Origin of the sequence: Streptomyces sp. E11-3 (assembly GCF_046540415.1) — a bacterium.
Classification (GTDB): Bacteria; Actinomycetota; Actinomycetes; order Streptomycetales; family Streptomycetaceae; genus Streptomyces.
Map to the genome: position 1 here is coordinate 1,426,989 of NZ_JAZGRL010000001.1, position 24,009 is coordinate 1,450,997.

Genomic DNA, 24,009 nt, shown 5'->3' on the forward strand with positions numbered 1-24,009 from the left:
GCCTCGGCGGGGCTGAGCCGTGGGTGGGCTGGGAGCGGACGGTCGGTGCGGGTAGCGCACCCTGGCCGAGCGGGTCCACTCGGGCTGGCCGCGGTCCATTACAGTGGACGCGGGCCGTGACTGGCGCATGAGGTGGAGTACCACCGGGGAGCGGCCTGACGGGTTTCGTCGTGTGATGCCGCGCGCCTGGGCGATCCGTAGCTGCGTAGCCAACCGCAGTCGACGCTCAAGGAGCGCCCGTGCCCCAGCAGGCCCAGACCCCACCCCAGACCGCTCAGCTCATGGACGGTTCCGCCGTCGCGCGGCGGATCACCGAGGCCACCGCGGAGCGGGCCGCCGAGCTCACCCGTGCCACCGGCGTCACACCGTGCCTGGCGGCCGTGCTGGTGGGTGACGACCCCGCCTCCGTGACGTACGTCCGGATGAAGCGCAACCGGTGCGCGAAGGCGGGGATACGGTCCCGGCTGGTCGAGCTGCCCGCCGAGACCACCACCGCCGAACTGGTGGCCACGCTCACCGAGCTGTCCCAGGATCCCGAGGTGCACGGCATCCTGCTGCAGCACCCCGTCGGCCCGCATATCGACGAACGGGCCGCGTTCGAGGCCATCGCGCCCGAGAAGGACGTCGACGGTGTCACGATGCGGTCCTTCGCCGCGATGGGCTTCGGCCTGCCCGGCTTCGCCTCGTGCACGCCCGGCGGGATCATGCGGCTGCTCGACGCGTACGACGTCGACCCGACCGGCAAGCGCGCGGTGGTCGTGGGCCGCAGCGCCATCCTCGGCAAGCCGGTCGGGATGATGCTCCTCGCCCGCGACGCGACGGTGACGTACTGCCACTCGCGTACCGTCGGCCTGTCCGAGATCGTCCGGGAGGCCGACATCCTCGTGGCGGCCGTCGGGCGCCCTGAGTTCATCAAGGGCGAGGACATCAAGCCCGGAGCCGTGGTGCTGGACGCGGGCTACAACGCGGGCAATGTCGGCGACGTCGACTTCGCGGGCGCGAGCGCCCGTGCCCGGCTGATCACTCCGGTGCCCGGAGGTGTCGGGCCGATGACGATCGCGGTGCTGCTGGAGCAGACGGTTACGGCGGCGGAGCGGCTGACGGGCGCGGTGGAGGCCCCCTCGGGGGCCTAGGCCTCCTTAGTCCCCTCAGTCCCCCTTAGTCCCGTCAGACCCGGACCGAGCCCGGTGCGCCGCGCGGAGCTGACCATCGACCCGAGCCGACCAGCTCCAAGCACCCGTGACAGGGTGGACGAATGACGACGAACCGCCAGAACCGCCAGCACTCAGCCGACCCCAAACCGTGGCTGGACACCGCCCCAACCCACGAAGATCTCGCTGCGGCGAAGGCGCTCGTCTACGATCCCTGCGGCTTCACCTGCTCGCAGCCGGTGCCCGAAGCCGAAGGTGCCGCTTACGCCGCCCACGAGTTCACTCTTGACGGCCTCTCCGTCCGGTTCCGCGCGGCCAAGACGACCCCCACGAAGGTCGGCCAGTTCGTCACCGTCTGGAAGAGGTCGCCGGCCGGGCCCATCCAGCCCTTCGACGCCACGGATCCCGTCGACCTCTTCGTCATCAGCACCCGAGACCCTCACCACTTCGGCCAGTTCGTGTTTCCCATGCACGCGCTCCGCCAACACGGTGTCGTCTCAGCGAACGGTTCTGACGGGAAACGCGCCTTCCGCGTCTACCCGCCCTGGGTGACCACCACCAACCGCCAGGCCAGCCGTGCGCAGGCGTGGCAGCTGGACTTCTTCCTGCACCTGAACCAGGACGGGCCTAACGACCTGGCCCGCGCCCGAGAGCTCCACCACCCCCAGGACGGCGCTGCGGGCCGAGGGCGGGTGGCCACTGGTTGACCCTGGGGCTCCATGCGGACGGGGACGGTAGGTCAGCGGAGGAGCGCGGCGGATGGGCTCGCTTACCTGGCCAGGAGTGAGTGCGCGTACTCACTCGGTCCTTGACTGGCCTGCCAGTGCGGGCCCTCGTGAACCGCGCTGTGGGCTGGGGTGTTGGCGTCGGTTTTTGTCCGGTGGGCTAGGCTGTGCGGCCATGAATACCGGGACGGCATTGCGCCACACACGGATTGGTGACCCGGTGCTCTGCTGAGCGCCGTACGGGCCGGTGCTCCTCTGAGCGCCGTACAAGCCGGTGCTCCTCTGAGCGCCGTACGGGCCGGTGCGAGCCCGCTGTCTGATCGAGGATCTCGCGCTGCCGCACGCGCTCCGCCTCCGTCGTGTTGATCACAGGCTCGACACATCAACCACGACAGGAGAGTTCATGCCCACCAAGACGCTGCGGATTCCCACCACGGACGGCCAGGCCGACGCCTTCGCCGCCTTCCCCGACCACGGCGAGCGGCACCCAGGGGTGCTGATGTACGCGGACGGCTTCGGCATCAGGCCCGTGCTGCGGGAGATGGCCCGCGAACTGGCCGGGCACGGGTACTACGTGCTCGTCCCCAACCTCTTCTACCGGCACGGCGCGGCACCGGTGATCGACCTTCCCGAGCACATCGGAGAAGAGGTCCGGCCCGCGCTGATGGAGCAGTTGATGCCCTTGATCGAGGCGCACACCGCCGAGCGTGTCCTGAGCGACGCCGACGCCTACCTCAGGTTCCTCACCACCCAGCCCGAGGTCGGCGCCGGACCGGTCGCGGTGACCGGGTACTGCATAGGCGGCCTCCTCGCGACGCGCACCGCCGCGGCCCACCCCGGCCAAGTGGCCGCCGTCGCCGCATTCCACGGCCCCGTGGGCGCGGACGGGCCCGACGCCCTCGCCGAGATCACCGCCCAGGTCCACTTCGGCCACGCCGAAAGCGACCTGACGCCCGAGGCCCTGGGCGAGCTCAACCGGGCCCTGGACGCCGCGAAGGTCGACTACACCTCCGAGATCTCCCCCGGCACCGTCCACGGGTTCACCATGTCCGACACCGACGCCTTCGACCCCGCCGGACTGCAGCGCCACTGGGACCGGCTGCTCCCTCTCCTCGACCGCGCACTCGTCTGAGGCGGCGGCTGGCGGGAACGCTGAAGGCCAGCTCCATCGGTTAGTTGGGTTGACGACTGTGCGTTGAGGGCCTGGGCGAGGGGTGCGGCCCACCCCTCGCGGCTCCGCTCTGTCCGCCTACGCCTCGGTCCGCTTCTCCAGGTGGCTGCCGCGTGGCAGGGTGACGGACAGGATGTCGCCGGGGGCGTCCAGTTCGATGCGGTGCCATCGCCCGCGCGGCACGATGATCGCGGTTCCGGCCGCCAGCTTGGTCTCCTCCTCCGCCTCTCCTGGCTGCTGCGGACGGAGGTAGACGCGTATCCCGCCGGTGAGGCAGGAGACGATTTCGTCCGCGTTCGGATGGACTTCCCAGTGGTCGGCGTGAAGGTCGGCGTCGGTCTCCACATGGAAGGCCATCACCTGCCAGCCGTCCCGCTCGGGGTCGAACATCTGCTGCTCGGCGCGCACTTCGCCGTCCGGGCGAAGGTGGAGAGCGGATGCGAAGAGGTCGATCGGGGTCACAGTCATGCCGGGATGTCCTTCCTGCGGAGTTCTTTCAGCTGGTGGGTGTGGCATGGGGGTGGTCGGCCGGATCGGCCGCGGCGCTCACTCGGCCAGGGCGCGGCGCAAGGCCGCGCCGAGTTCGGCGATCTGACGCTGTGACACCTCGGCGGACAGGATCGCCTGCGACCCGTGGAACGTGCCGGGCCACTGGTGCAGTTCGACCGAGACGCCTGACTGGAGCAGGCGCTGTGCGTAGGTGATGTCCTCGTCGCGGTTCGGATCGAACTCCGCGGTGGCGATGTAGGCGGGTGGCAGTCCGGACAGGTCGGTTGCCCGTGCCGGAGCGGCATACGGCGTGGCGGGCGCGGAGCCCAGGTAGTGCCGCCATGCCGCGGCGATCTTGTCGCGATTCAGCCAGGGTGTATCGGTGAAGTTCCGTGCGGACCACGACTGTTGGCGGTCGTCGAGGTTCGGCTGGTTGAGCAGCTGGCAGCGGATCGGCGGCCCCTGCTGGTCACGCGCCCGCAGCGCCACCCCGGCCGCGAGCCCCGCGCCGGCGCTGTGCCCTCCCACCGCGATCCGCTCGGGGTCGATGCCGAGTTCGGCCGCGTGCTCGGCCGTCCAGCTCAGCGTGGCGTAGGCGTCGTCCAGGGCGGCTGGGAACCGGTCCTCGGGGGCCAGCCGGTAGCCCACCGAGATCACCACCGCCCCCGAGCCGTCGGCGAGTCGGGCGGCCCACGGATGCTCGGTGTCCAGGTCGCCCATCACGAATCCGCCGCCGTGCAGCCAGACGATGGCGCCCTGCGCGCGGTGCGGGCGGTAGATCCGCACGGGCACGTCCGGATCGGCCGGCACCGTGCGGTCCTCGACCTCCATGCCGGTGGTGTCCGGTGCCGGTACCGCGGCGGCCAGGCCCGCGAGGTTCTTGCGTTCGGCGACCGGGTCGGTCAGGTCGGCTCGGGGGAACAACGGGATGAATGCTTCCAGTTCGGGATCCATGTCGACCATCGTCGCGGTCGCCACCCCGCGAGATCATCCGCCATCCGTCGGGCATCTCGCCGCGCTCGCGCGCCGATCGGCGCCTATCCTCCCGTCATGGAGGCACTGGCCGCACGGCTGTCCCAGTTGGATTCGCAGGTCGAAGGCGCGATCCGCGTGGTGATGTTCTACGACACGCTGATGCGTCGACGGGTGGATCTCCCGGCGCTCGCCCGGGCCTCGGCGGGCTTGGCCGAGTGCGTGGCCGGGATTCGGCTGCACGGCACGGGGCGGGCGATCCGCGTCTCGCCCGACGGCAGGGACGCGTCCACCCCGCCCCCAACCGCGTCCGCCTCGCCCCCAACGGCGTACGTCCCGCCGCCAATCGCGTCCGCCCCGCCGCCGACCGCGTCCAGCACGACGCCGATCACCCTCGACGAGGAGCAGATCGGCACGGTGTGGCTGGAACGCCCCGGCGCGCCCGGCNGCCCCCAACCGCGTCCGCCTCGCCCCCAACGGCGTACGTCCCGCCGCCAATCGCGTCCGCCCCGCCGCCGACCGCGTCCAGCACGACGCCGATCACCCTCGACGAGGAGCAGATCGGCACGGTGTGGCTGGAACGCCCCGGCGCGCCCGGCTCACTCGACGAGCTGCTCCTCGACCGGCTCGCCATCGCCGCCGCGGCGGTCGTCGAGCGGTACGGCCCGGCCCGCACCACCATGGCCGACCCCGCCCTGGTCGAACTGGCGATCAGCTCCGACAGCGACGAGGCGGCCAGGGCCCGGGCGTTACGGCTCCTGGGTTTCGCCGCCGATCTGCCGGTCCGCGTCGTCGCCGTACGGTCGCGGCTTCCGCTCGACCAGGTCGGCGGCCTGGTCTGCCCGGCCCGCCCGGTGAAGGCGGCGCCGCTCGCCGACGTGGGCGTCATCCTGGCCTCCACCATCGACCCGGCCCGGTTCCCGGCAGGTGTACGCGCGGGCATCGGCGCCGCCGAAAGCCCCGACCGATCCTGGCGGGAGGCCCGCACCGCCCTCCGCTTCACCACCCCGCGCGAACCTGTTCTCCGCTACGACGACCTGGGCGCGCTCGCGCTCCTGGCCGAGGCACCCGAGGACGCCGTACGAGGCAACACCGACGTGGCCGCGATCGCCCGAACAGCCAAGAGCAACCCGGAGGACCTGGAGACCCTGGACGCCTACTGTGCCACCGGCTCGCTCCGTCGGGCCGCCGACCTTCTCCACCTGCACCACAGCAGCGTCGCCCGCCGTATCGAACAGATCGGCAAGGCCCTGGGCGTCGACCTCACCGAGCCCGCCGGACTGACCCGGGCCAGGCTCGCCCTCACGGCGTGGCGACTACTCGACGGCTGATCGTCGAGGCGCGGAAGAGCCGATTCCACCGCGATTTTTGATGTGCCGTCAAAGGTCAATAGGATCCGGCGATGATCACAAGACAACGGCTGGCGGCGGGCGCATGCACCCTGCTCGCCGCCCTGACGGCCGGGCTGCTCCCCGCGGCCACCGGCACCGCCTTCGCCGACGAGCACAGAGGGGGCGAAGGCCCCGCCCCCAAGGTCGAACTCGTCCTCGATGTGAGCGGGTCCATGCGCACCCGAGACATCGACAACGGGACGCGGATGGCCGCGGCGAAGCAGGCGTTCAACGAGGTGCTCGACGCGACCCCGGACGAGGTCGAGCTCGGCATACGCACCCTGGGCGCCGACTACCGCGGCGACGACCGCAAGGAGGGCTGCAAGGACACCAAGCAGCTCTACCCGGTCGGCGTACTCGACAAGTCCGCGCGCACCGAGGCCAAGACGGCGGTGGCGACCCTCGCCCCCACCGGGTGGACGCCGATCGGGCCCGCGCTGCTGAAGGCCGCCGACGACCTCGAAGGCGGTGAGGCGACCCGTCGGATCGTCCTCATCACGGACGGCGAGGACACCTGCGCGCCGCTCGACCCGTGCGAGGTGGCCCGTGACATCGCGGCCAAGGGCATCAACCTCACCATCGACACCCTCGGCCTGGTCCCGGACGCCAAGACCCGCGACCAGCTGAGCTGTATCGCGGACGCGACCGGCGGTACGTACACCTCGATCCGCCACAAGGAGGAACTCTCCGACCGCGTCAACCAGTTGGTGGACCGCGCGGCCGAGCCCGTGGTCACACCGGTCGCCGTGGAGGGCGCGGACCAGTGCGCCAAGGCCCCCAAGGTCGGCTCGGGTCTCTACACCGACCGGGAGAAGTTCGGCGAGCACCGCTGGTACCAGGTCGACGTCAAGCCGGGCCAGGAGCTGCGCGCCTCGGTGAGCGTCGCGGCCGACCGGCAGGTCGACAACGACTACGGCGTGCTGCTGCGCGCGGTCACCGTGCACGGGCGCGAGATCGTACGCGGCGAGTCCGCGGGCAGCGGGCGCACCGATGTCATCTCGGCCGGACTGCGCTACCCGAAGGCCGACCCCGATGACACGGACGGCGAGGGCGATCCGGAGACGGTCTGTCTGCAGATCGGGAACTCCTTCTCCGCTCCGGCCTCCGTCAAGAAGGACCCCGGGCTGCCCGTCGAGCTGACGATCGACCTGGTGGACGGCCCATCGGACTCCTCCGATGTGGCGTTCTTCGGTCTGGGCCGGGGCTGGTGGCTGCTCGGCGCGCTGGCCGTGACGGGATTCCTGGCCGGTGTGCTGTGGGGCTGGCTGGCCCGCTGGCGTGGCGCTGTACGGAGGAGCATCTGATGGGGACCGGGATCACCAAGGCGTTGCGGGTCGGCGTCAGGGTCGGCGTCCGCACCGGCGTCAGTGCCGCGCTGCTGGCGGGTACGGCACTGTTCGGCATGGCGGGTACGGCGCTGGCCGACGACCCGTCCCCGTCGAGCAGTTCGGGCGCGGGCGACGGCGGCGACGGGCCCACCGAGGCGGGTACGTCGTTCCGTACGGCCGTGGAGTTCGAGCCGGGGCAGCGGGCCACCGCGAGCGCGTCCACCGGCGAGTACCTGTACTGGAAGTTCCTGGCCGACACCGGGCAGCGGCCGACGGTCAAGGCGACCGTCAAGCTCCCGGAGTCGAGCGCCCGCAAGGGCACCCAGACCTGGCAGGTCGACGTGTACGACGGGCTGCGGCGCCGCCAGGCCTGTATGTACGGCGCCCAGACCAGGAAGGCGGCCCAGGACGCCGAGTCCGTCTCGCTGTCCTGCACGCTGCGTCCGGTACGGGCCTGGTCCGAGCAGTGGTCGGACGATCCGCTGCCGGGCACCTACTACGTGCGGCTCACGGTCACCGGCCTCAAGGCGGCCGACCTGGGGCTGCCCGTGCAGGCCGAGGTCGAGGCCGACTTCAAGGAGGTGGGCGGCTCGCACGCGGTGGACGGCTCACTGGCGGCACCGCTGGTGGCCGGTAACGGAGTCACGGCCGACCCCGCATCCGATGACGTCTCCGGGGACAGCCCGGCGCAGCAGGCGGCTGCCGCCTCCGAGCCCGAGGACGGCTGGTCGTCCGGCTGGTGGTCGGACCGCTGGCTGTGGACGGCGGCGGGCGGTTTCCTCGCGGCGCTGACCGGTGTGGGCGGATACGTGCTCGCCCGCGGCCCGGGAGGCCGTCGGGTGGCGTGAGCAGAGGCCCCTCGGGTGCCCCGTCGCGGGCACCCGGGGGCAATGTCAGCCCGGCAGGGGGGTACCTCCCGCTCGAGCGAAGCCGAGAGTGGGGGAGTTTGAGGCCATCTGTGAGCCCGGCCGGCGAGGCCTTTCGGGAAGGGGCGGGGTGGGGGAGATCAGTGTGGAGCCGCACCGATCACCTCGGGGGATCGTTTTGATCGGAAGCGATCGATACGCTTACCCCGTACAGTAGGCGGCGCAAAGCCCGGCCCGATCGGCCCGAGCGCCCAGAGCAGGGGGAATCCATGCGGCTCCATGTGGACCAGCGGCACGAGCGGGTGCTCGCACTCGTGCGTGAGCGCGGCAGTGTGCGGGTCGCCGAGCTGGCCGACGCGCTCGGCGTGTCCCCGGTGACGCTGCGCAGGGACGTCGAGTCCCTGGCGTCGCAAGGCAAGGTGCGGCGGATGCACGGCGCGGTGATCTGGCCGGGCGACGCCCCCGCGAAGCAGGCGGCGCCCGGCCCGGCGGCGGCGGACGCCGAGGGCCTGGTGGTGGGCATGGTCGTGCCGACCTCCGACTACTACTACCCCGAAGTGGTGCGCGGGGCCAGGGAAGTCGTCGAGGCGCACGGCGCGCGGCTCTCCATCGGGATCTCCAACTACCTTCAGGACGAGGACGCGGCCCAGGCCGAACGGCTGGTCGCGGCAGGCGCCGACGGGCTGCTGCTGACGCCCAACTGGGACGAGGGCATGCCGCGCGGAGCCGAAGGCGCCTGGGTCGCCGAACAGCGCGTACCGACCGTCCTGGTGGAGCGCTGGGTGCCGCACGGCCACCCGGCCGCGGCCCTGGACCGGGTCAGGTCCGACCACGCCATAGGAGCCGCGGACGCGGTGCGCCACCTGGCCTCGCTCGGCCACCGCAGGGTGGCCCTGGCGATCCAGCAGACGCCCACCGCACGGCACTTGACGTTCGGCTACGAGGCGGCCGTCGAAGCGCTCGGCCTGGAGCGGGTCCCGACGCCGCCGCCGGAGCGGGAGCCAGGCGAGCCGTCGGAAGGCAAGGGCGACCGGCTCGCCCGCACCCTGGAATACCTGTGCGACGTGGTCGCACGCGACGGCGTCACCGCGGCCCTGATGCATACCGACGCGGACGCGGTCGTCCTGATTCCGCAACTGCGGGCGCGCGGTGTGCGGGTGCCCGATGACCTGGCCCTCATCGCGTACGGGGACGAGGTCGCTCCGCTCGCGGACCTGCCGCTGACCGCGGTGGCCCCGGCCAAGCGCGCGGTCGGCGCCAAGGCCGCTGAGCTGCTGCTGACCCGGCTGACACAAGCGCGCGGCACGGAGGGCGTGCGGACGGCGCGTCAACACCTCGATCTGCTGCCGGAGTTGAAGGTCCGCGCCTCCTGTGGCGCGGGCAACCACCACACCTGAGCGAGTGATCGCGTCGCGATCGTTTTGATTGAGTTGGTCGTTCGCTCTTGACCGCGATCGGTCTTGGTCACATGATGTCCTGCGTTCGCCTCTTCTTCCCAAGCTGTCTTCCGCAGTTCGAGGTCCCGTAGGAGCCGTGCCATGCCGCGCACTTCCCGTACGTCACGAACACCACGAGCGTCACGAACGTCCCGCATAGCCCTCACCGCGACCGTCGCCTCACTCACGCTGCTCGCCACCGCCTGTGGTGGCGGCGACAGCGACGGCAACTCCCCGAACGCCGGGTCCGACGGCAAGCCGGTCACCCTCACCTACTGGTCGGCCACCGCCGGAGCCAAGGAGACGGCGGAGGCGTTCAACAAGTCGCAGAAGAACATCAAGGTCGAGTTCTCGCTGATCCCGTCCGGTCCGGAGGGCGTCACCAAGCTCACCAACGCGGTCAAGGGCCGTAACGCCCCCGACGTCGCCACCATGGACTACTCCGCGCTCCCCGAGTACGCCAGCGAGGGCAACCTGGAGGACCTCAGCGCGGTCGCCGGTGACACCGTCAGCGAGAAGTTCCCCGAGAACATCCAGTCCCTGGTCAATCTCGGCGGCAAGACCTGGGCCGTCCCCTTCGACGTCACACCCATCCAACTCTTCTACCGCAAGGACCTGTTCAAGAAGTACGACGTCGAGGTCCCGGGGACTTGGGACGAGTACCGCGCGGCCGCCGAGAAGATCAACAAGGCCGATCCGAAGGTCCGTATCACCAACTTCGGCGGCGGCGACCCGGCCCTGCTCGCCGGACTCGCCTGGCAGGCGGGCGCCCAGTGGTACGGCACGTCGGGTGACGCCTGGAAGGTCACCATCGACGGCGCCGCGTCGAAGAAGGTCGCCGCCTACTGGGACGGTCTCCTGGACGACGGCCTCGCCTCCAAGACCCCGCTGTGGGGCGAGGGTGAGGCCAAGGAGCGCGCGGGCGGCAAGGTCGCCACCATCATCGGCGCCGCCTGGAGCGCGGGCGGCTTCTCCACCGGCTACCCCGACCTCAAGGGCAAGTGGGGCATCGCACCGCTGCCCACCTGGGACGGCAAGCCCGCCACCGGGATGTACGGCGGCACCTCGTACGTCGTCCCCAAGGGCAGCAAACACACCGAAGCCGCCGCCCAGTTCATCGAGTGGGTGACCACCAACCCCGAGGCGATGAAACCCCGGCTGAGCTCCCTCAAGGCGCCCAGCAGCGCCCTGCCCGCCAACGAGGCGATGCGCAAGGTGGCGGCCGAGGAGTTCGACGGCTCGTACTTCGAGGGCCAGGACGTGTACGAACTGTCCGGTCAGGCCGCGGACACCATCGTCCCCGGCTGGACCTGGGGCCCGGTCCAGCAGCAGGTCACCGCGGCTCAGGGCAGTACGGGCGCCGATCACACCAAGGCGCTGACCGTGGGCCAGGCCAAGGGCGAGAAGGCCGTCACCGACCGCGGTCTGAAACTCGCCAAGTAGCCGCCAGCGGAAGGGGCCCGGCCTGCCCGTGAACACGCCGGAGAACGCCGGGCCCCGCTCCGTACCACCCCTTCGCCCCTCACCCGAAGGAGCCCACCGGTGGCCGTCCCGCTCACCAGATCGCCCAAACCGCCCGCGCCAGCGGGCACTTCTTCCTCCCAGGGAGGCCCATCCACTCCCCCGCCGGGCGTGTCGGCCTCCCTGCAACGCAGCAGGCGCGGCGCCGCCACCCTGTTCATGGCCCCGTTCTTCGTCCTGTTCGCCGCGGTCACCGTGGCCCCCATCGCGTACGCGGCCTGGATGAGCCTGTACCGCGAAGAGGCCCTGTCCGGGCTCGGGTTCGGCGGTACGGAGCGGGTGTTCGCCGGGTTCGGCAACTACAGCGCCGCGCTGCGGGACCCGGCGTTCCTCTCCTCGTTCGGGAACATCGCCCTGTACTGCCTGCTCTACATCCCGCTGATGATCGGCGGGGCGCTCACCCTGGCCCTGCTGGTCGACTCCGCGCTCGCCGGGGCCAAGCGCTTCTACCAGATCGCCTACTTCCTGCCGCACGCCGTGCCCGGACTGATCGCCGCGATCATCTGGCTGTATCTGTACACACCGGGACTCAGCCCGGTCACCGACGCGCTCGAAGGTCTCGGCGCCGACTGGAACTTCTTCGGCAGGGACGAGGCCCTGCTGTCGGTCGTCAACGTCTCGGCCTGGCAGTGGATCGGCTACAACATGATCATTTTCTACGCGGGTCTGCAGGCCATCCCGCGCGAGGTCCTGGAGGCCGCGCGGGTCGACGGCGCGGGAGCGCTGCGCACTGCCCTGCGGATCAAGATCCCGATGATCCGTTCCACGGTCGTATTGACCGTCCTGTTCACCTGCGTCGGCGCCATCCAGCTCTTCGACGCGCCCAAGCTCGTACAGCTGCGGGCCACCGAGATGGGCGAGGAGTGGTCGCCCACGATGTACATCTTCAACGCGGCCTTCAAGGCCCACGACTACGGTCTGGCCGCCGCCGCGTCGCTGCTCCTCGCGCTCGTCGCGGGCGTGCTGTCCTTCGTCGTCACCAAGCTCGGCAACCGGTGGAAGGCCTCATGAGCACCCGCACTCCTACCGCACGGCCCCAGACCGCGCGGCTCACTTCGCGGGTCGTCGTCAATGGCGTCCTGGTCGTCTTCGCGCTCTACACGCTGATGCCGCTGACCTGGCTGGTGATCGCGGCCACCAAGAACTACCGGGACCTGTTCGCCACCAATCCCTTCGCCCTCGGCGACTTCAACCTCTGGGCCAACATCGAGGCCCTGTTCGCGTACAACGACGGCATCTACGCCCGCTGGTTCGCCAACAGCCTGCTCTACACGGTGGTCGGCGCGCTGCTCTCCACGCTCATCTCGGTGGCCTGCGGCTACGCCTTCGACAAGTACGAGTTCCAGGGCAGGGAGAAGCTGTTCGGTGTCGTACTGATCGGCGTGCTCGTCCCGGCCACCGTCGTCCAGTTGCCGCTGTATCTGATGGCCTCCGAGATCGGCCTGGTCAACACGTACTGGGCGGTGCTGATCCCGTCGCTGGTGAATCCGTTCGGGGTCTATCTGGCCCGTGTGTTCTCCGAGGGCTATGTGCCCGGCGAGGTGTTGGAGGCCGCCCGGGTCGACGGGGCGGGCGAGCTGCGTACGTTCGCGTCCGTGTCGCTGCCGATGCTGGCGCCCGGCTTCATGACGATCTTCCTGTTCTCGTTCACGGCCGCCTGGAACAACTTCTACGGCGCCCTGATGATGCTCAACGACGAGCGGCTCTTCCCCGTCAACCTGGGCCTGTTCATGTGGCACCGCAATGTCTACCAGCAGCCCGAGCTGTACTCGCTGGTCATCGCGGGCGCCCTGGTCGCCGTACTGCCGCTGATCGTCGCCTTCCTCTGCCTGCAGCGCTTCTGGCGCTCGGGACTGACCGCAGGAGCCACCAAGTGACCGCCGCACCCGGCACCCGCCCGCGCACCTGCCCCCGCCCCCGCACCGTCCTGGCCATGAGCCGCGAGACCCGCGACGCGGTGTTCGGCAGCGACGCCCTGACGCGCCTGGCCCGCGTCGCCGACGTCGACACCGGCCTGCTCGTCACCGACTTCGGCGACCGGGACCCGGTACAGCGCGGGCGGTTGTACGAGGCCGACGTCCTGCTCACCGGGTGGGGCTGCCCGCCGCTGGACGCGGCCGCGCTCGGGCGCATGCCCCGGCTGCGGGCCGTCGTGCACGCGGCGGGCAGCGTCAAGCACCATGTCACGGACGCCTGCTGGGAGCGTGGCATCGAGGTGAGTACGGCGGCCGCGGCCAACGCCCTGCCGGTCGCCGAGTACACCCTCGCCGCGATCCTGTTCGCCAACAAGCGGGTGCTCGAAGGGGCGCATGCCTATCGCGAGCGGCGCGGCGGCCGGGTGAACCTCATCGGCGGTTTCCCGTCCGTCGGGAACTACCGGCGCACGGTCGGCCTGGTCGGCGCGTCCCGTATCGGCCGCCGTGTCATGGAGCTGCTGCGGCCCTTCGACCTGACGGTTCTGGTGCACGACCCGTACCTGGACGCGGCGGAGGCCCACGCCCTGGGCGTGCGGCTGGTGGACCTGGACGAGCTGGTGCGGCGCAGCGACGTCGTCTCGCTGCACGCGCCCGCGCTTCCCGCCACGCGGCGGCTGTTCGACGCGGCGCGGCTCGCGCGGATGCCCGACGGTGCCACGCTGATCAACACCGCCCGTGGCGCGCTCGTCGATACGGCCGCGCTCACCGAGGAGCTCACGGCGGGGCGGCTGCACGCCGTGCTCGACCACACCGACCCCGAGGTGCTGCCCGCCGACTCGCCGCTCTACGATCTGCCGAACGTCCTGCTCACCCCTCATCTGGCGGGTTCGATCGGCGGTGAGCTGCACCGGCTCGCCGACGCGGCCGCCGAGGAGATCGAGCGGTACGCCCAGGGGCTGCCGTTCAGGCACCGGGTGGACCCGCGCACGCTGGACCACTCCGCCTGACGCCCGCCCCTGGGAGCCCCACCCAGTCTGACCAGAGAGGGACCCCTCATGCCCACGGCCCGCGACCGCGCCCGCCATGTTCTCGTCGTCGGAATCGACGGCGTACGGCTCGACACCCTGGGTGCCGTGCCGACCCCGCACCTGGACGCGGTCGCGGCGGCCGGGTTCCTCGCCCCGGTCACCATCGATCCCGGCACACCCACCATGTCGGGCCCCTGCTGGGCGACGATCGTCACTGGCGTACGGGTCGACAAGCACGCCGTGTGGAGCAACGACTTCACCGGCAACCGGCTGAACCTGTTCCCCGACTTCACCACCCGCCTGCACCGCCAGGACGGCTGCCGTACATATGTCGCCGCGGGGTGGCAGCCGCTGCTCACGGTGGCCGACGGCGGTCCGATGTTCCGTGAACCGGCCCGGATCAGCTATCTGGCCGCACCGGCCGACACGGCCGAGGCCTGGGACGCCACGGACGAGCGGATCACCGACGACGCGGTACGGGTGCTTGCCGACGAGGGCCCGGAGGCCTCGTTCGTGTATCTGGGGGCCGTCGACGAGACGGGGCACGTCCTGGGTTGTGGCGAGGAGTACGAGCGGGCGGTCGTACGGGCCGACGAGCGGCTGGGCCGCCTGACCGCCGCGGTGCGTGCCCGTGCCACGTACGACCAGGAGGACTGGACGGTGATCGTCGTGACCGACCACGGGCACCGCGACGAAGGCGGTCACGGTGGTCGCTCGGCGCTCGAAGTGACCGCGTGGATCGCTTGTGCCGGTCCGGACATCCCGGCCGGCGTGCCCGAGCGCGCGCTGCGGCACGAGGACGTCGCGGCCCAGGGCTGCGGCACGAGGACGTCGCGGCCCAGGTGTACGCGTCCCTGGGCCGCGCGACCGACTCGCACTGGACGCTGGACGGCCGCCCGTGGTCTAAGAACGCAGTCTGACGGTGATCTTCTGAGTGGCGCCCGCAGTGCCGGTCAGGTCCCCGAAGGTGAGCTTCAGCGCGGAGCCCGTGGTCGCGGAGGTGACGGTCGCGGGCTTGGCGAGGACCTTGGTGACGGGCCGGTCCCAGGTGAGGGTGAGGCTGGTCCGCATCCGCATCGGGTCGCTGACGCAGATGACCGCGGTGCCGTCGCTCTTCTCGCTGATCATTACGGCGCAGGGCGCACTCGCGGTGAGCGTGTCGACCGTTCCGCCGAACCAGAAGTTGACTCCGGTGAAGCCGAGCGAGGGGACGCTGACGCCCTGTTGGTCGTTGGTGTTGGCGAGGATCCGCAGCCATCCGGTGTCGGCGGCGCGGGCCGCGGTCTGCGCGGTGCTCGCGCCGGGCATCAGGAGGTAGGCGTACGAGGCGTCGGTCGGGTCGGTGCCGTGGTCGATCCAGAGCGTGAGGTACTTGCGGGCGATCGCGGTCGTGGCGCCGCCGCGGTTGATGTCGCTCCAGCGGCCGGTGCGCTGCTCGCGCAGGGCCTTGACGGTGGTGCCGCCGGGGAAGACATAGCCCGCGTGGCCGCCGATGTGCGCCCAGTTGGCGTCGGTCAGGGTCTCGGACCAGGGGTAGGTGCGGGGCTTGACGGTGCCGTCGGCGGTGAACGGGGCGTTGCCCACCGGCCCGAGGTTGCGGTTGTCGACGGTCGACTCGGCCGCCGTACCGTCCCGGCATTCGATGCCGCCGCCGAGGCAGACGATCGTGTCGTCCAGGCAGAACCACGACTTCTTGGCGTGCAGGGTGCTCTGCAGGCCCCTGAGGTATTGGCCGACGGCCGCCCGCTGCCCGTCGCTCGCGCCGCCCACCCAGTTCACGGCGGGCAGCGCCGCGCCCCAGTCGCCGCCAGCGCCGTCCGCGAGCACCTTGCGTGAGGCGGTGGTGCCGGGCAGCCGGTAGGGGTCGACGGTGGGCCAGAACGCGTCGCTGTACTGGCCGTTGGCGAAGTCCGCGCCCCACCAGTAGAGCATTCCGGAGCCGGTGTGCCAGCCGCGCAGGTTCTCGCCGTTGCCGGTCTCGTAGTACGTGATGCGCTTGTTGGCCATGCTGATCGAGGCGGCCCAGCCGGGGCGCCGGTGGGTGGCGCGGGCCATGCTGGCGAAGAGCCGGTGTCCGGTGGGCTCCGCGGTCGGGGATACGGCGGAGTCGTCGAGTACGGAGCTGAGGCGCGCCAGGTGGGGCAGCGCGAGCGCCGGGTCCTGCAGTGGCGGGCTGTAGTAGTCACGTTGCGCCCAGCCCTTGACCAGGCCGCGCCAGCGGGTGTTCTCGGCGGCGCTGGCGCCCTGTCCGAGCAGCACGATCGAGGCGAGGATCGGATGGCCGCGCAGATGGTCGTTCTGCTCGATGTTCTTCGGATCGGTCGCCGCCAGGCCGCGGCTGATCGCCCGGCCCGCGACGCCGTCCATGACCAGGCCGTTGTAGAGGAAGGGCGCCCAGGCGTCCTCGACCGCGTCGAACACGATCCGCCGGTTGTCGTCCGTGACCGCCCAGCTGGTCCCGGCGAGCAGCGCGAAGAGCATGCCGAGGCCGCCGAGCATCACCGACCCGTACGAGCCGGTGTAGGGGACGGTGGTGTGCTGGATGAACGAGCCGTCGCGGTAGAGCCCGTCCCCGCTGGTGACGTACGGGAAGACGGGGGACAGCGCGTCCCGGGCGAGCGCGATCTTCGCGGCGCGGTCGCCGATGACGCCGCGCAGGGCGAGTACCCGGCACAGGTCGACGCGGTTGGCGCCGGTGGAGGTGCCGGTGTAATCGGCGACGGCCGAGTCCGGTACGAAGTGGTCGACCGCCCTGCCGTAGTTGGCGAGTTGCGCCGCCGACAGGTCGTCGTACATCAGGACGCAGGTGTCGAGGAGGTGCTGTGGGCCGCCGATCTGCCAGCTCCACCAGTTGCCGTAGCGGGTCTGGTTCTCGTTGTAGACCTGGGTGTAGAGGTGGTCGAGGCCGGTGCGTACGGCGTCTCTGAGCGCGGCGTCGCCGGTGAGTCCGGTGCCCTGCTGGCGGTAGGCCTGGGCCATGGTGTTCAGGCGGCGGTAGCTGTTCGCCATGTTGGCGGAGTAGCCGTACGACTCGGGGTCGGTGTCCGGGTCGGGGTCGGCGTAGCCCAGGTCGGGCCAGAGGGAGCCGTCGGTGGGCGCCATCGCGGCCTGGAACTCCGAAGCGGTGGCGCCGAGTTCGGCCAGTCGGCTCTTGAAGGGTTCGACGGTGGGGCTGAAGCCCTCGCCGAGTATGAGGGTGCGCCACTTGGCGCGCAGGGCGGCGAACTCGTCGGCGGCGTGGGCGGTACCGGTGGTGGCACCGAGCGAGAGGGCGAGCGCGGAGGCGCCGGTTGTGGCGAGGAAGGTGCGGCGGGACCAAGGAGAAGGGGTCGGCATGGGGCACTCCAGGCATGAGGGGACGGCGGGGACCGCTGGGAGTAAGCGGTTTCTAGCACCCGTCGCTCAATCGCTCAATGAGTACAACCGAATTGAACGAATCGATCGTTCTGGGAATAGGCCTCTACACATAGATGCGGCGTGTACGGCCGCTGAGGCCGTACACGCCGCATCTATGTGTNAGTGCGGTCGCGGTGCTGGAGGGTGTGACGGTTCACCGGGCCGGCGGGCGCGGGCACATGGGTGCCCTCACCCGGCCGGCTCGGCTGCCGTGGACCCCGCTCGGGTCCACGGCGACCGGCCAGGGGCCGTCCCCCCTGGCCGGACTCTGGGGGGTCAGTCGCCGGCGGCGATCCGGGCGAGGCGCTGGGCCTCGTCGCGGGTCGTGCGGGCGATGGCGTCCTCGTCGGCGGTCAGCAGTCGGCCGTTCTCGACGATCTGCTTGCCGTTGACGAACGACGCGGTGACCGGGGCCGCGGCGCCGAAGACGATGGCGGTGACCGGGTCGGCGATCGAGGAGTGCCCGATGCCGTCGGTCTTCCACAGGACGAGGTCGGCGAGCTTGCCGGCCTCGATGGAGCCGATCTGCTCGGCGCGGCCCAGGACCTGGGCGCCGCCGAAGGTGCCGAGGCGCAGGGCCTGGCGGGCGCCCAGGGCGGCCTCCTTGTGGGCGCCGAGGCGGTTGATCAGGAGGGCGTTGCGGAGCTCGGTGTGCAGTTCACCGGACTCGTTGGACGCGGTTCCGTCGACGCCGAGGCCGACCGGGACGCCGGCCTTCAGCATGTCCGGGACGCGGGCGATACCGGCCGCGAGGCGGGCGTTGGACGAGGGGCAGTGGGCGACGCCGGTCTTCGTACGGGCGAAGGCGGCGATGTCGGAGTCGTTCATGTGGACGCAGTGCGCCATCCACACGTCTTCGCCGAGCCAGCCGGTCGACTCGAAGTAGTCGGTCGGGCCCATGCCGAAGAGTTCGTGGCAGAACTTCTCCTCCTCCACGGTCTCCGAGCCGTGGGTGTGCAGGCGTACGCCCTTGGCGCGGGCCAGTTCGGCGCCCTGCTTCATCAGCTCGGTGGAGACGGAGAACGGGGAGCAGGGGGCGACGGCGATCTGCGTCATCGAGTCGAAGGAGGCGTCGTGGTGCTCGTCGACGGTTTCGGCGGTCGCGGCGAGCGCGCCTTCGAGGGTCTCCACGGCGAAGTCCGGGGGCAGGCCGCCGTCCTTCTCGCTGCGGTCCATGGAGCCGCGGGCCAGGGTGAAGCGGACGCCCATGTCGGACGCGGCGCCGATGACCGCGCCGGAGAGGTCGCCGGAGCCCCGCGGGTAGACGTAGTGGTGGTCCATCGCGGTGGTGACACCGCCGCGGGCCATCATCGCGAGTGAGCCCTGCGCGGCCGCCCGTACCATCGGCTCGTCGATGCGCGCCCAGGTGGGGTAGAGGGCGACGAGCCAGTTGAAGAGGTTGTGGTCGGTGGCCAGACCGCGGGTGATCCACTGGTAGAAGTGGTGGTGCGTGTTGATCAGGCCCGGGGTGAGAAGGTGCCCGGTGCCGTCGATACGGCGGACCACGTTCTGCAGGTTCTCGGGAGCCTGGCCGGCACCCACCGACTCGATCCGGTTGTCCGCTACGACGACGTACCCCGAGGCGTACTCGGTGTCGTCGGCGTCCACGGTTGCGATGGCACAGTTCTCGATGACGATGCGCGAAGCCGCCACGGCGGTTCCTCGTTCCTCTTACGGGCAGTGTCTCACCCGGGTTCGTACGGGCTCGGGGGTCGAGCGGGGTGACGACCGAGTCCGTGATGCGCGTACGACCGCTTCATCGCGTTCGCAGGCGCGGGATGTTGCGCAGATGTCCCCGCTCTCCTCCTGGCCCCCGGGACGGGCCGTGGGGGCCTGTCCCGGGGAGACGCCGGCGCATGCGCGTCGGAGGGTGTCGAGGCTCCGGCCGTCGGTCGGAGTCAGAGGTTGGTCATGTCGAGCGGGATCTGCGGCTCGACGCCGTCACGCAGGACGGTGGCCTCGATCAGGCCGTACATCCGGTCGGCCGCGTAGTAGACCTCGTTGTCGTTCTTGAGGCCGAACGGCTCCAGGTCCACCAGGAAGTGGTGCTTGTTCGGGAGCGAGAAGCGGACCTCGTCGATCTCCGAACGGTTGTTGATGATGCGCGAGCCCATCTGGTACAGCGTCTGCTGCAGCGAGAGCGAGTAGGTCTCGGCGAAGGCCTGGAGCATGTGCTTCTTGGTCTGCTCGTAGGACTTCTCCCAGTTGGGCATGCGCTGCTCGTCGTCGCTCCAGTTGAAGCGCCAGCAGCCGGAGACCTGGGTGGCCAGGATGCGGTCGTAGGCTTCCTTGAGCGTCGTGTACTGGTCCTTGATGTAGCCCCAGAACTCCGAGTTGGTGGAGTTCATGACGACGAGGTCCTTGAGGCCGGAGATGACCTCCCACTTCTCACCGTCGTAGGTGACCTGGGTGACGCGGGTCTCCTGGCCCTGGCGGACGAAGGAGTGGTTGACCTCGTCCGAGCCGATGAACTTGGAGTTGGCGTCGGAGGTCGCGATGCGGTCCCAGGCGTACTCCTCGATGCGGATACGCGCGCGGTGGATCGGCTCCTGGGAGGTCACGAAGTGACGGGCGAGGTGGATGCCGAACTGCTCGGCGGACTCGATGCCGTACTCCTTGGCGAACGCGAACACCGTGTTCTTGGTGGTGTCGGTCGGAAGGCAGTGGGCGTTGGAACCCGAGTAGTGCACATCGTCGAGGTCGCCGGAGAGCGCGACCGAGACGTTCAGGTCCTTGATGTGGTGGGTGTCGCCGTCCCGCGTGATCTTGACGACGCGGTTCTCTGCTTTGCCGTACTGGTTCTGGCCGAGAATCGTGGGCATGTCTGCTAGCTCCCTCGGTAAACGGAGTAGCCGAACGGGTTGAGCAGCAGCGGTACGTGATAGTGCTCGCCCGGCTTGACGGCGAACGTGATCGCCACCTCCGGGAAGAACGCACCGCTGTCCCTTACGCGGGGGGCGTCCTGCTGCGCCTCGGCTTGCTGGTTGGCGTTACGTGCGAAGTACGCCTCGGTCTCGAAGTCGAGACGTACGTGGGTGGTGCCCTCCGGCAGGGCCGGGAGGTCCTTGCAGCGCCCGTCCGCGTCGGTCTGCGATCCGCCGAGCGCGACCCATTCCTGGTCGCTGCCCGAGCGGGCGGCGAGGGAGATGGCTACGGCTTCGGCGGGGCGGCCGATGCTGGTGTCCAGGATGTGGGTGGACACCGATGCGGTGGTGTCGGTGCTCATCAGTGGTCTTCCTCCTGCTGGTCCTACTGGTCCTGCTGGTCCTGCTGCTCTGTGAGACGGGTCAGCCGGATGCGGTTGATCTTGCCGAGTTCGGTGCGGACGATGGCCCGCTCCTGCTCGGCGGTGTTCTCGATCCGGGTCTTCAGAGCCGCGAGCATCTGCTCACCGGTGGCACCGGTGGCGCAGATCAGGAAGACGTGACCGAACTTGTCCTGGTAGGCCAGGTTGAGTTCGAGCAACTCCCGCTTGAGCTCATCGGAGGCTCCGGCCATGCCGCGCTGCTCGCGCGACGAGGTCGGGTCCCCGGGCTTCGGGCGCCCGATCGGCGGGTGCCCGGCCATCGCTTCCTCCAGGTCCGCTGTGGTCAGCTCGGCCATGGCGGCGTCGCTGGCGGCGAAGAGGGATTCGACGGTGGCGTACGGGCGCTGGGCGAGCAGTTTGCTCCCCCAGGCCGAACTGGCGCACACCTCGTGGAGCTCTGCGGCGGCCGCAGTCTCCTCCAAGGTGTTGAACCGGGTCAGACCCGGTGTGGTACCTGAAGTCACGGGAAAGCCTCCGTGGCTTGTTCTGGACGGGCTGGGGATTAGCTAAGACCTTCCGCAACACGACGTCAACACTTTGTTGAAACCAATTGAACAAAAGAGCCGCCGCCCGGTCGGTCGGGCGACGACTCTTCTACGGTGCGTGACGGCGGGCCGGACGGCCAGCGGGGCTACTCCCCCTTGGCCGCGTTCTCCCTGTTCAGGTAGTTGTAAACGGTGAAGCGGCTGACCCCGAGTGCCCCGGCCACGGTCTCCACGCCGTGCCGTACGGAGAAGGCGCCGCGCCCTTCGAGTATCCGTACGACCTCCTGCTTCGCCTTGCGGTCCAGCTCGGCCAGCGGCTTGCCGTGCTTGCGCTCCAGGGCGGCCAGGATGCGGTCCAGGGAGTCCGCGAGTTGGGGCAGCCGGACGGCCAGGACGTCCTCGCCCTCCCAGGCCAGGACCACGTCGTCGCCGTCCGCGTCCTGGGGGCTGAGCAGTTCGCCACCCATGGCGTCGATGAGCGGCTTCACCGCCGCGACGAAGGGGTGATCGCGGGGTTCGGTCACCGCTCCTCCCCCTCTCCGACCACGTTGACCTGCAGCGAGACCCGGGTGGCTCCGGCCGCCAGGGACTTGCGCAGCAGGGCGTCGACGGCGGTCAGTACGGCATCGGCGCCACCCTCGGCGGTATTGCCGAAGGGGCCGACGTCCACCGCGTCCAGCTCGGCCGCCTGGATGACATCGCGGGCCACCACCGCGTGGGCGGGTGCCTCGTCGAGGTCGAAGGGCTCGGTTGTGAACTCCACTCTCAATCGCACGCGGTCAACCTACTGCGCGTTCGCAGATTTGCGGCAGTCCCCACTTGACAGCTGACCAGGGGCGCAGGCAATCTTCCATCAGGTAGAAACAACTTTCCGCTATACGGAAGGAGCGCCGAACCTCATGGGATTCTCGGACCAGCGCTTCAACGTCAACCTGTCGATCCTCTACACGGAGCTCCCGCTTCTGGAGCGTCCCGCGGCCGCCGCCGCGGCGGGCTTCACGGCGGTAGAGCTGTGGTGGCCCTGGGTTGACGCCCCCACCCCCGCGCAGTCCGAGCTCGACGCCCTGAAGTCGGCACTCGAAGACGCGGGCGTTCAGCTGGTGGGGCTGAACTTCTACGCCGGCCAGCTGCCGGGTCCGGACCGCGGCGCGCTGTCCATCCCCGGCGAGGAGTCGGAGAAGTTCCGCGCGAACATCGACATCGCGGCGGACTTCGCCGCCTCGGTCGGCTGCAAGGCGCTCAACGCGCTCTACGGCAACCGCGTCGAGGGCGTGGACCCGGCCGAGCAGGACAAGCTCGCCCTGGAGAACCTCCAGATCGCGGCCCGTGCCGCAGATCGCGTCGGCGCGATCCTGCTGATCGAGGCCCTCAACAAGCCCGAGTCGCCGCTCTGCCCGATCGTGAGCGCCCCCAAGGCCATCGAGATCGTGGACAAGGTGAACGAGGCCACGGGCCTGGGCAACGCCAAGTTCCTCATGGACCTGTACCACCTGTCCATGAACGGCGAGGACCTGTCCGAGGTGATCGAGAAGTACACCGCCAAGACCGGACACGTCCAGATCGCCGACAACCCGGGCCGTGGCGCTCCGGGCACCGGCGACCTGCCGCTGGCCGACCTCCTCGACCAGCTGAAGAAGGCCGGTTACGACGGCTGGGTCGGCCTGGAGTACAAGGCCGGCGACCGGTCCAGCACCGAGAGCTTCGGCTGGCTGCCCGCCGAGGCCCGCGCCGCGCGCTGACGCACGTACCAAAAGCTTTTAGGAGACACCCTCATGAGCAACAACCTTCCCAAGATCGCGTGGATCGGCCTCGGCATCATGGGCTCCCCCATGTCCGAGAACCTGATCAAGGCCGGCTACCAGGTGACCGGCTTCACCCTGGAGCAGGACAAGCTGGACCGCCTCGCGGCGGCCGGTGGCACCGCCGCCAAGTCGATCGCCGAGGCCGTCAAGGACGCCGACGTGATCGTGACGATGGTGCCCGCGTCGCCGCAGGTCGAGGCCATCGCGTACGGCCCGGACGGCATCCTGGAGAACGCGAAGTCGGGCTCGCTGATCGTCGACATGTCCTCGATCACCCCGCAGACCTCGGTCGACCTGGCCAAGAACGCCAAGGACAAGGGCATCCGCGTCATCGACGCCCCCGTCTCCGGTGGCGAGGCCGGTGCCATCGAGGCCGTACTGTCGATCATGGTCGGCGGTGAGCAGGCCGACTTCGACGAGGCCAAGCCGCTCCTGGAGGCCCTCGGCAAGACCATCGTCCTGTGCGGCCCGCACGGCTCGGGCCAGACGGTGAAGGCCGCCAACCAGCTCATCGTCGCGGTCAACATCCAGGCCTGCGCCGAGGCCGTGGTCTTCCTGGAGAAGTCCGGCGTGGACCTGACGGCCGCGCTCGACGTCCTGGGCGGCGGTCTGGCCGGCTCGACCGTGCTGACCCGCAAGAAGGACAACTTCCTGAACCGCGACTTCAAGCCGGGCTTCCGGATCGACCTGCACCACAAGGACATGGGCATCGTCACCGACGCCGCCCGCAATGTCGGTGCCGCGCTGCCCGTCGGCGGCGTGGTCGCCCAGCTGGTCGCCTCGCTGCGCGCCCAGGGCGACGGCGGCCTGGACCACTCGGCGCTGCTGCGCTCGGTCGAGCGCCTGTCGGGCCAGCCGGTCGCGAACTGACCCGCTGCCTGACCCGCTGACCAGCTGACCCTTCGGGTCCCCAGATCTCCGGGTGGTGCCGGTGCTGACACCTGTCCTGTCGCGCCCAAGTACCGGCACCGCCCGGAACACTCATTCAACAAACTGTTGACGTTCGGTTCACCTCGAACCTACGC

At 70.2% G+C, this 24,009-nt stretch carries 23 protein-coding genes, 1 pseudogene and 1 riboswitch; of the genes and pseudogenes, 14 read left to right on the forward strand and 10 right to left on the reverse strand.

The genetic code is table 11. The features are described 5' to 3' along the window. Positions 1–106: 106 nt before the first annotated feature. Positions 107–199, forward strand: a riboswitch (ZMP/ZTP riboswitch). An 82-nt stretch (positions 200–281) separates the two neighbouring features. From U9R90_RS06580 to U9R90_RS06590, 3 genes are all read left to right on the forward strand, one after another. Further along, positions 282–1,133, forward strand: a complete 852-nt coding sequence (locus tag U9R90_RS06580; RefSeq protein WP_411057659.1) for a bifunctional 5,10-methylenetetrahydrofolate dehydrogenase/5,10-methenyltetrahydrofolate cyclohydrolase — start codon at positions 282–284, stop codon at positions 1,131–1,133. A 122-nt stretch (positions 1,134–1,255) separates the two neighbouring features. Next, on the forward strand, positions 1,256–1,858 hold the full coding sequence (locus U9R90_RS06585) for a MepB family protein (RefSeq protein WP_411055438.1): 603 nt from the start codon (positions 1,256–1,258) through the stop codon (positions 1,856–1,858). 421 nt (positions 1,859–2,279) lie between these two features. Next, the gene (locus U9R90_RS06590; RefSeq protein WP_411055439.1) at positions 2,280–3,008 is read left to right on the forward strand and encodes a dienelactone hydrolase family protein; all 729 of its coding nucleotides are present in this window, start codon (positions 2,280–2,282) and stop codon (positions 3,006–3,008) included. A gap of 117 nt (positions 3,009–3,125) precedes the next feature. On the opposite strand, the gene U9R90_RS06595 is transcribed toward U9R90_RS06590, so the two are convergent. The 3 genes from U9R90_RS06595 to U9R90_RS06605 form a co-directional block, all read right to left on the reverse strand. Continuing rightward, positions 3,126–3,515 carry a cupin domain-containing protein gene (locus tag U9R90_RS06595; protein ID WP_411055440.1) on the reverse strand — a complete coding sequence of 130 codons (390 nt, stop codon included), beginning with the start codon at positions 3,513–3,515 and terminating at the stop codon, positions 3,126–3,128. Between the two features lie 78 nt (positions 3,516–3,593). Then, entirely contained in the window at positions 3,594–4,490 is an 897-nt protein-coding gene (locus U9R90_RS06600; protein ID WP_411055441.1) for an alpha/beta hydrolase, read from the reverse strand. 167 nt (positions 4,491–4,657) lie between these two features. Then, positions 4,658–4,924 (reverse strand): hypothetical protein, encoded by a 267-nt coding sequence (locus tag U9R90_RS06605; RefSeq protein WP_411055442.1) that lies wholly within the window; start codon positions 4,922–4,924, stop codon positions 4,658–4,660. A gap of 3 nt (positions 4,925–4,927) precedes the next feature. Here U9R90_RS06605 and U9R90_RS06610 point away from each other — a divergent pair, with 3 nt between their 5' ends. From U9R90_RS06610 to U9R90_RS06650, 9 genes and pseudogenes are all read left to right on the forward strand, one after another. Beyond that, a complete protein-coding gene (locus U9R90_RS06610) occupies positions 4,928–5,839 on the forward strand; it encodes a helix-turn-helix domain-containing protein (protein ID WP_411055443.1) in 912 nt (303 codons plus the stop codon). Between the two features lie 71 nt (positions 5,840–5,910). After that, complete coding sequence (locus U9R90_RS06615; protein ID WP_411055444.1) at positions 5,911–7,203, forward strand: VWA domain-containing protein; 1,293 nt, start codon at positions 5,911–5,913, stop codon at positions 7,201–7,203. Then, positions 7,203–8,075: a hypothetical protein gene (locus U9R90_RS06620; RefSeq protein WP_411055445.1), complete on the forward strand. Its 873-nt coding sequence runs from the start codon at positions 7,203–7,205 to the stop codon at positions 8,073–8,075. The genes U9R90_RS06615 and U9R90_RS06620 overlap by 1 nt, the downstream gene beginning before the upstream one ends. Positions 8,076–8,362: 287 nt before the next feature. Further along, entirely contained in the window at positions 8,363–9,490 is a 1,128-nt protein-coding gene (locus U9R90_RS06625; protein ID WP_411055446.1) for a substrate-binding domain-containing protein, read from the forward strand. A 141-nt stretch (positions 9,491–9,631) separates the two neighbouring features. Next, the gene (locus tag U9R90_RS06630) at positions 9,632–10,972 is read left to right on the forward strand and encodes an ABC transporter substrate-binding protein (protein WP_411055447.1); all 1,341 of its coding nucleotides are present in this window, start codon (positions 9,632–9,634) and stop codon (positions 10,970–10,972) included. A 237-nt stretch (positions 10,973–11,209) separates the two neighbouring features. Beyond that, on the forward strand, positions 11,210–12,061 hold the full coding sequence (locus U9R90_RS06635; protein WP_411057660.1) for a carbohydrate ABC transporter permease: 852 nt from the start codon (positions 11,210–11,212) through the stop codon (positions 12,059–12,061). After that, positions 12,058–12,927: a carbohydrate ABC transporter permease gene (locus tag U9R90_RS06640; RefSeq protein ID WP_411055448.1), complete on the forward strand. Its 870-nt coding sequence runs from the start codon at positions 12,058–12,060 to the stop codon at positions 12,925–12,927. Before U9R90_RS06635 ends, U9R90_RS06640 begins: the two co-directional genes overlap by 4 nt. 56 nt (positions 12,928–12,983) lie before the next feature. Then, positions 12,984–13,973: a hydroxyacid dehydrogenase gene (locus U9R90_RS06645; RefSeq protein ID WP_411057661.1), complete on the forward strand. Its 990-nt coding sequence runs from the start codon at positions 12,984–12,986 to the stop codon at positions 13,971–13,973. A 48-nt stretch (positions 13,974–14,021) separates the two neighbouring features. After that, a pseudogene (locus tag U9R90_RS06650) lies at positions 14,022–14,887 on the forward strand (alkaline phosphatase family protein); the annotation flags it as partial. Positions 14,888–14,897: 10 nt separating this feature from the next. On the opposite strand, the gene U9R90_RS06655 reads toward U9R90_RS06650, so the two are convergent. The 7 genes from U9R90_RS06655 to U9R90_RS06685 all read right to left on the reverse strand — a co-directional run bounded on the left by U9R90_RS06655 (position 14,898) and on the right by U9R90_RS06685 (position 21,957). Beyond that, positions 14,898–17,330 (reverse strand): polysaccharide lyase 8 family protein, encoded by a 2,433-nt coding sequence (locus U9R90_RS06655; protein WP_411055449.1) that lies wholly within the window; start codon positions 17,328–17,330, stop codon positions 14,898–14,900. Between the two features lie 336 nt (positions 17,331–17,666). Further along, the gene (locus U9R90_RS06660; RefSeq protein ID WP_411055450.1) at positions 17,667–19,043 is read right to left on the reverse strand and encodes an 8-oxoguanine deaminase; all 1,377 of its coding nucleotides are present in this window, start codon (positions 19,041–19,043) and stop codon (positions 17,667–17,669) included. Positions 19,044–19,288: 245 nt separating this feature from the next. Next, positions 19,289–20,212: a factor-independent urate hydroxylase gene (pucL, locus tag U9R90_RS06665; protein ID WP_411055451.1), complete on the reverse strand. Its 924-nt coding sequence runs from the start codon at positions 20,210–20,212 to the stop codon at positions 19,289–19,291. A gap of 5 nt (positions 20,213–20,217) precedes the next feature. Next, positions 20,218–20,616 carry a hydroxyisourate hydrolase gene (gene uraH / locus U9R90_RS06670; protein WP_411055452.1) on the reverse strand — a complete coding sequence of 133 codons (399 nt, stop codon included), beginning with the start codon at positions 20,614–20,616 and terminating at the stop codon, positions 20,218–20,220. Between the two features lie 23 nt (positions 20,617–20,639). Then, the gene (gene uraD / locus U9R90_RS06675) at positions 20,640–21,161 is read right to left on the reverse strand and encodes a 2-oxo-4-hydroxy-4-carboxy-5-ureidoimidazoline decarboxylase (protein WP_411055453.1); all 522 of its coding nucleotides are present in this window, start codon (positions 21,159–21,161) and stop codon (positions 20,640–20,642) included. 167 nt (positions 21,162–21,328) lie between these two features. Next, the gene (locus U9R90_RS06680; protein ID WP_411055454.1) at positions 21,329–21,706 is read right to left on the reverse strand and encodes a helix-turn-helix domain-containing protein; all 378 of its coding nucleotides are present in this window, start codon (positions 21,704–21,706) and stop codon (positions 21,329–21,331) included. Then, positions 21,703–21,957, reverse strand: a complete 255-nt coding sequence (locus tag U9R90_RS06685) for a hypothetical protein (protein ID WP_411055455.1) — start codon at positions 21,955–21,957, stop codon at positions 21,703–21,705. Before U9R90_RS06685 ends, U9R90_RS06680 begins: the two co-directional genes overlap by 4 nt. Positions 21,958–22,081: 124 nt before the next feature. On the opposite strand from U9R90_RS06685, the gene U9R90_RS06690 reads away from it, so the two are divergent. After that, a complete protein-coding gene (locus tag U9R90_RS06690) occupies positions 22,082–22,921 on the forward strand; it encodes a TIM barrel protein (RefSeq protein ID WP_411055456.1) in 840 nt (279 codons plus the stop codon). A gap of 33 nt (positions 22,922–22,954) precedes the next feature. Beyond that, positions 22,955–23,854 (forward strand): 2-hydroxy-3-oxopropionate reductase, encoded by a 900-nt coding sequence (locus U9R90_RS06695; RefSeq protein WP_411055457.1) that lies wholly within the window; start codon positions 22,955–22,957, stop codon positions 23,852–23,854. Positions 23,855–24,009 lie beyond the last annotated feature (155 nt).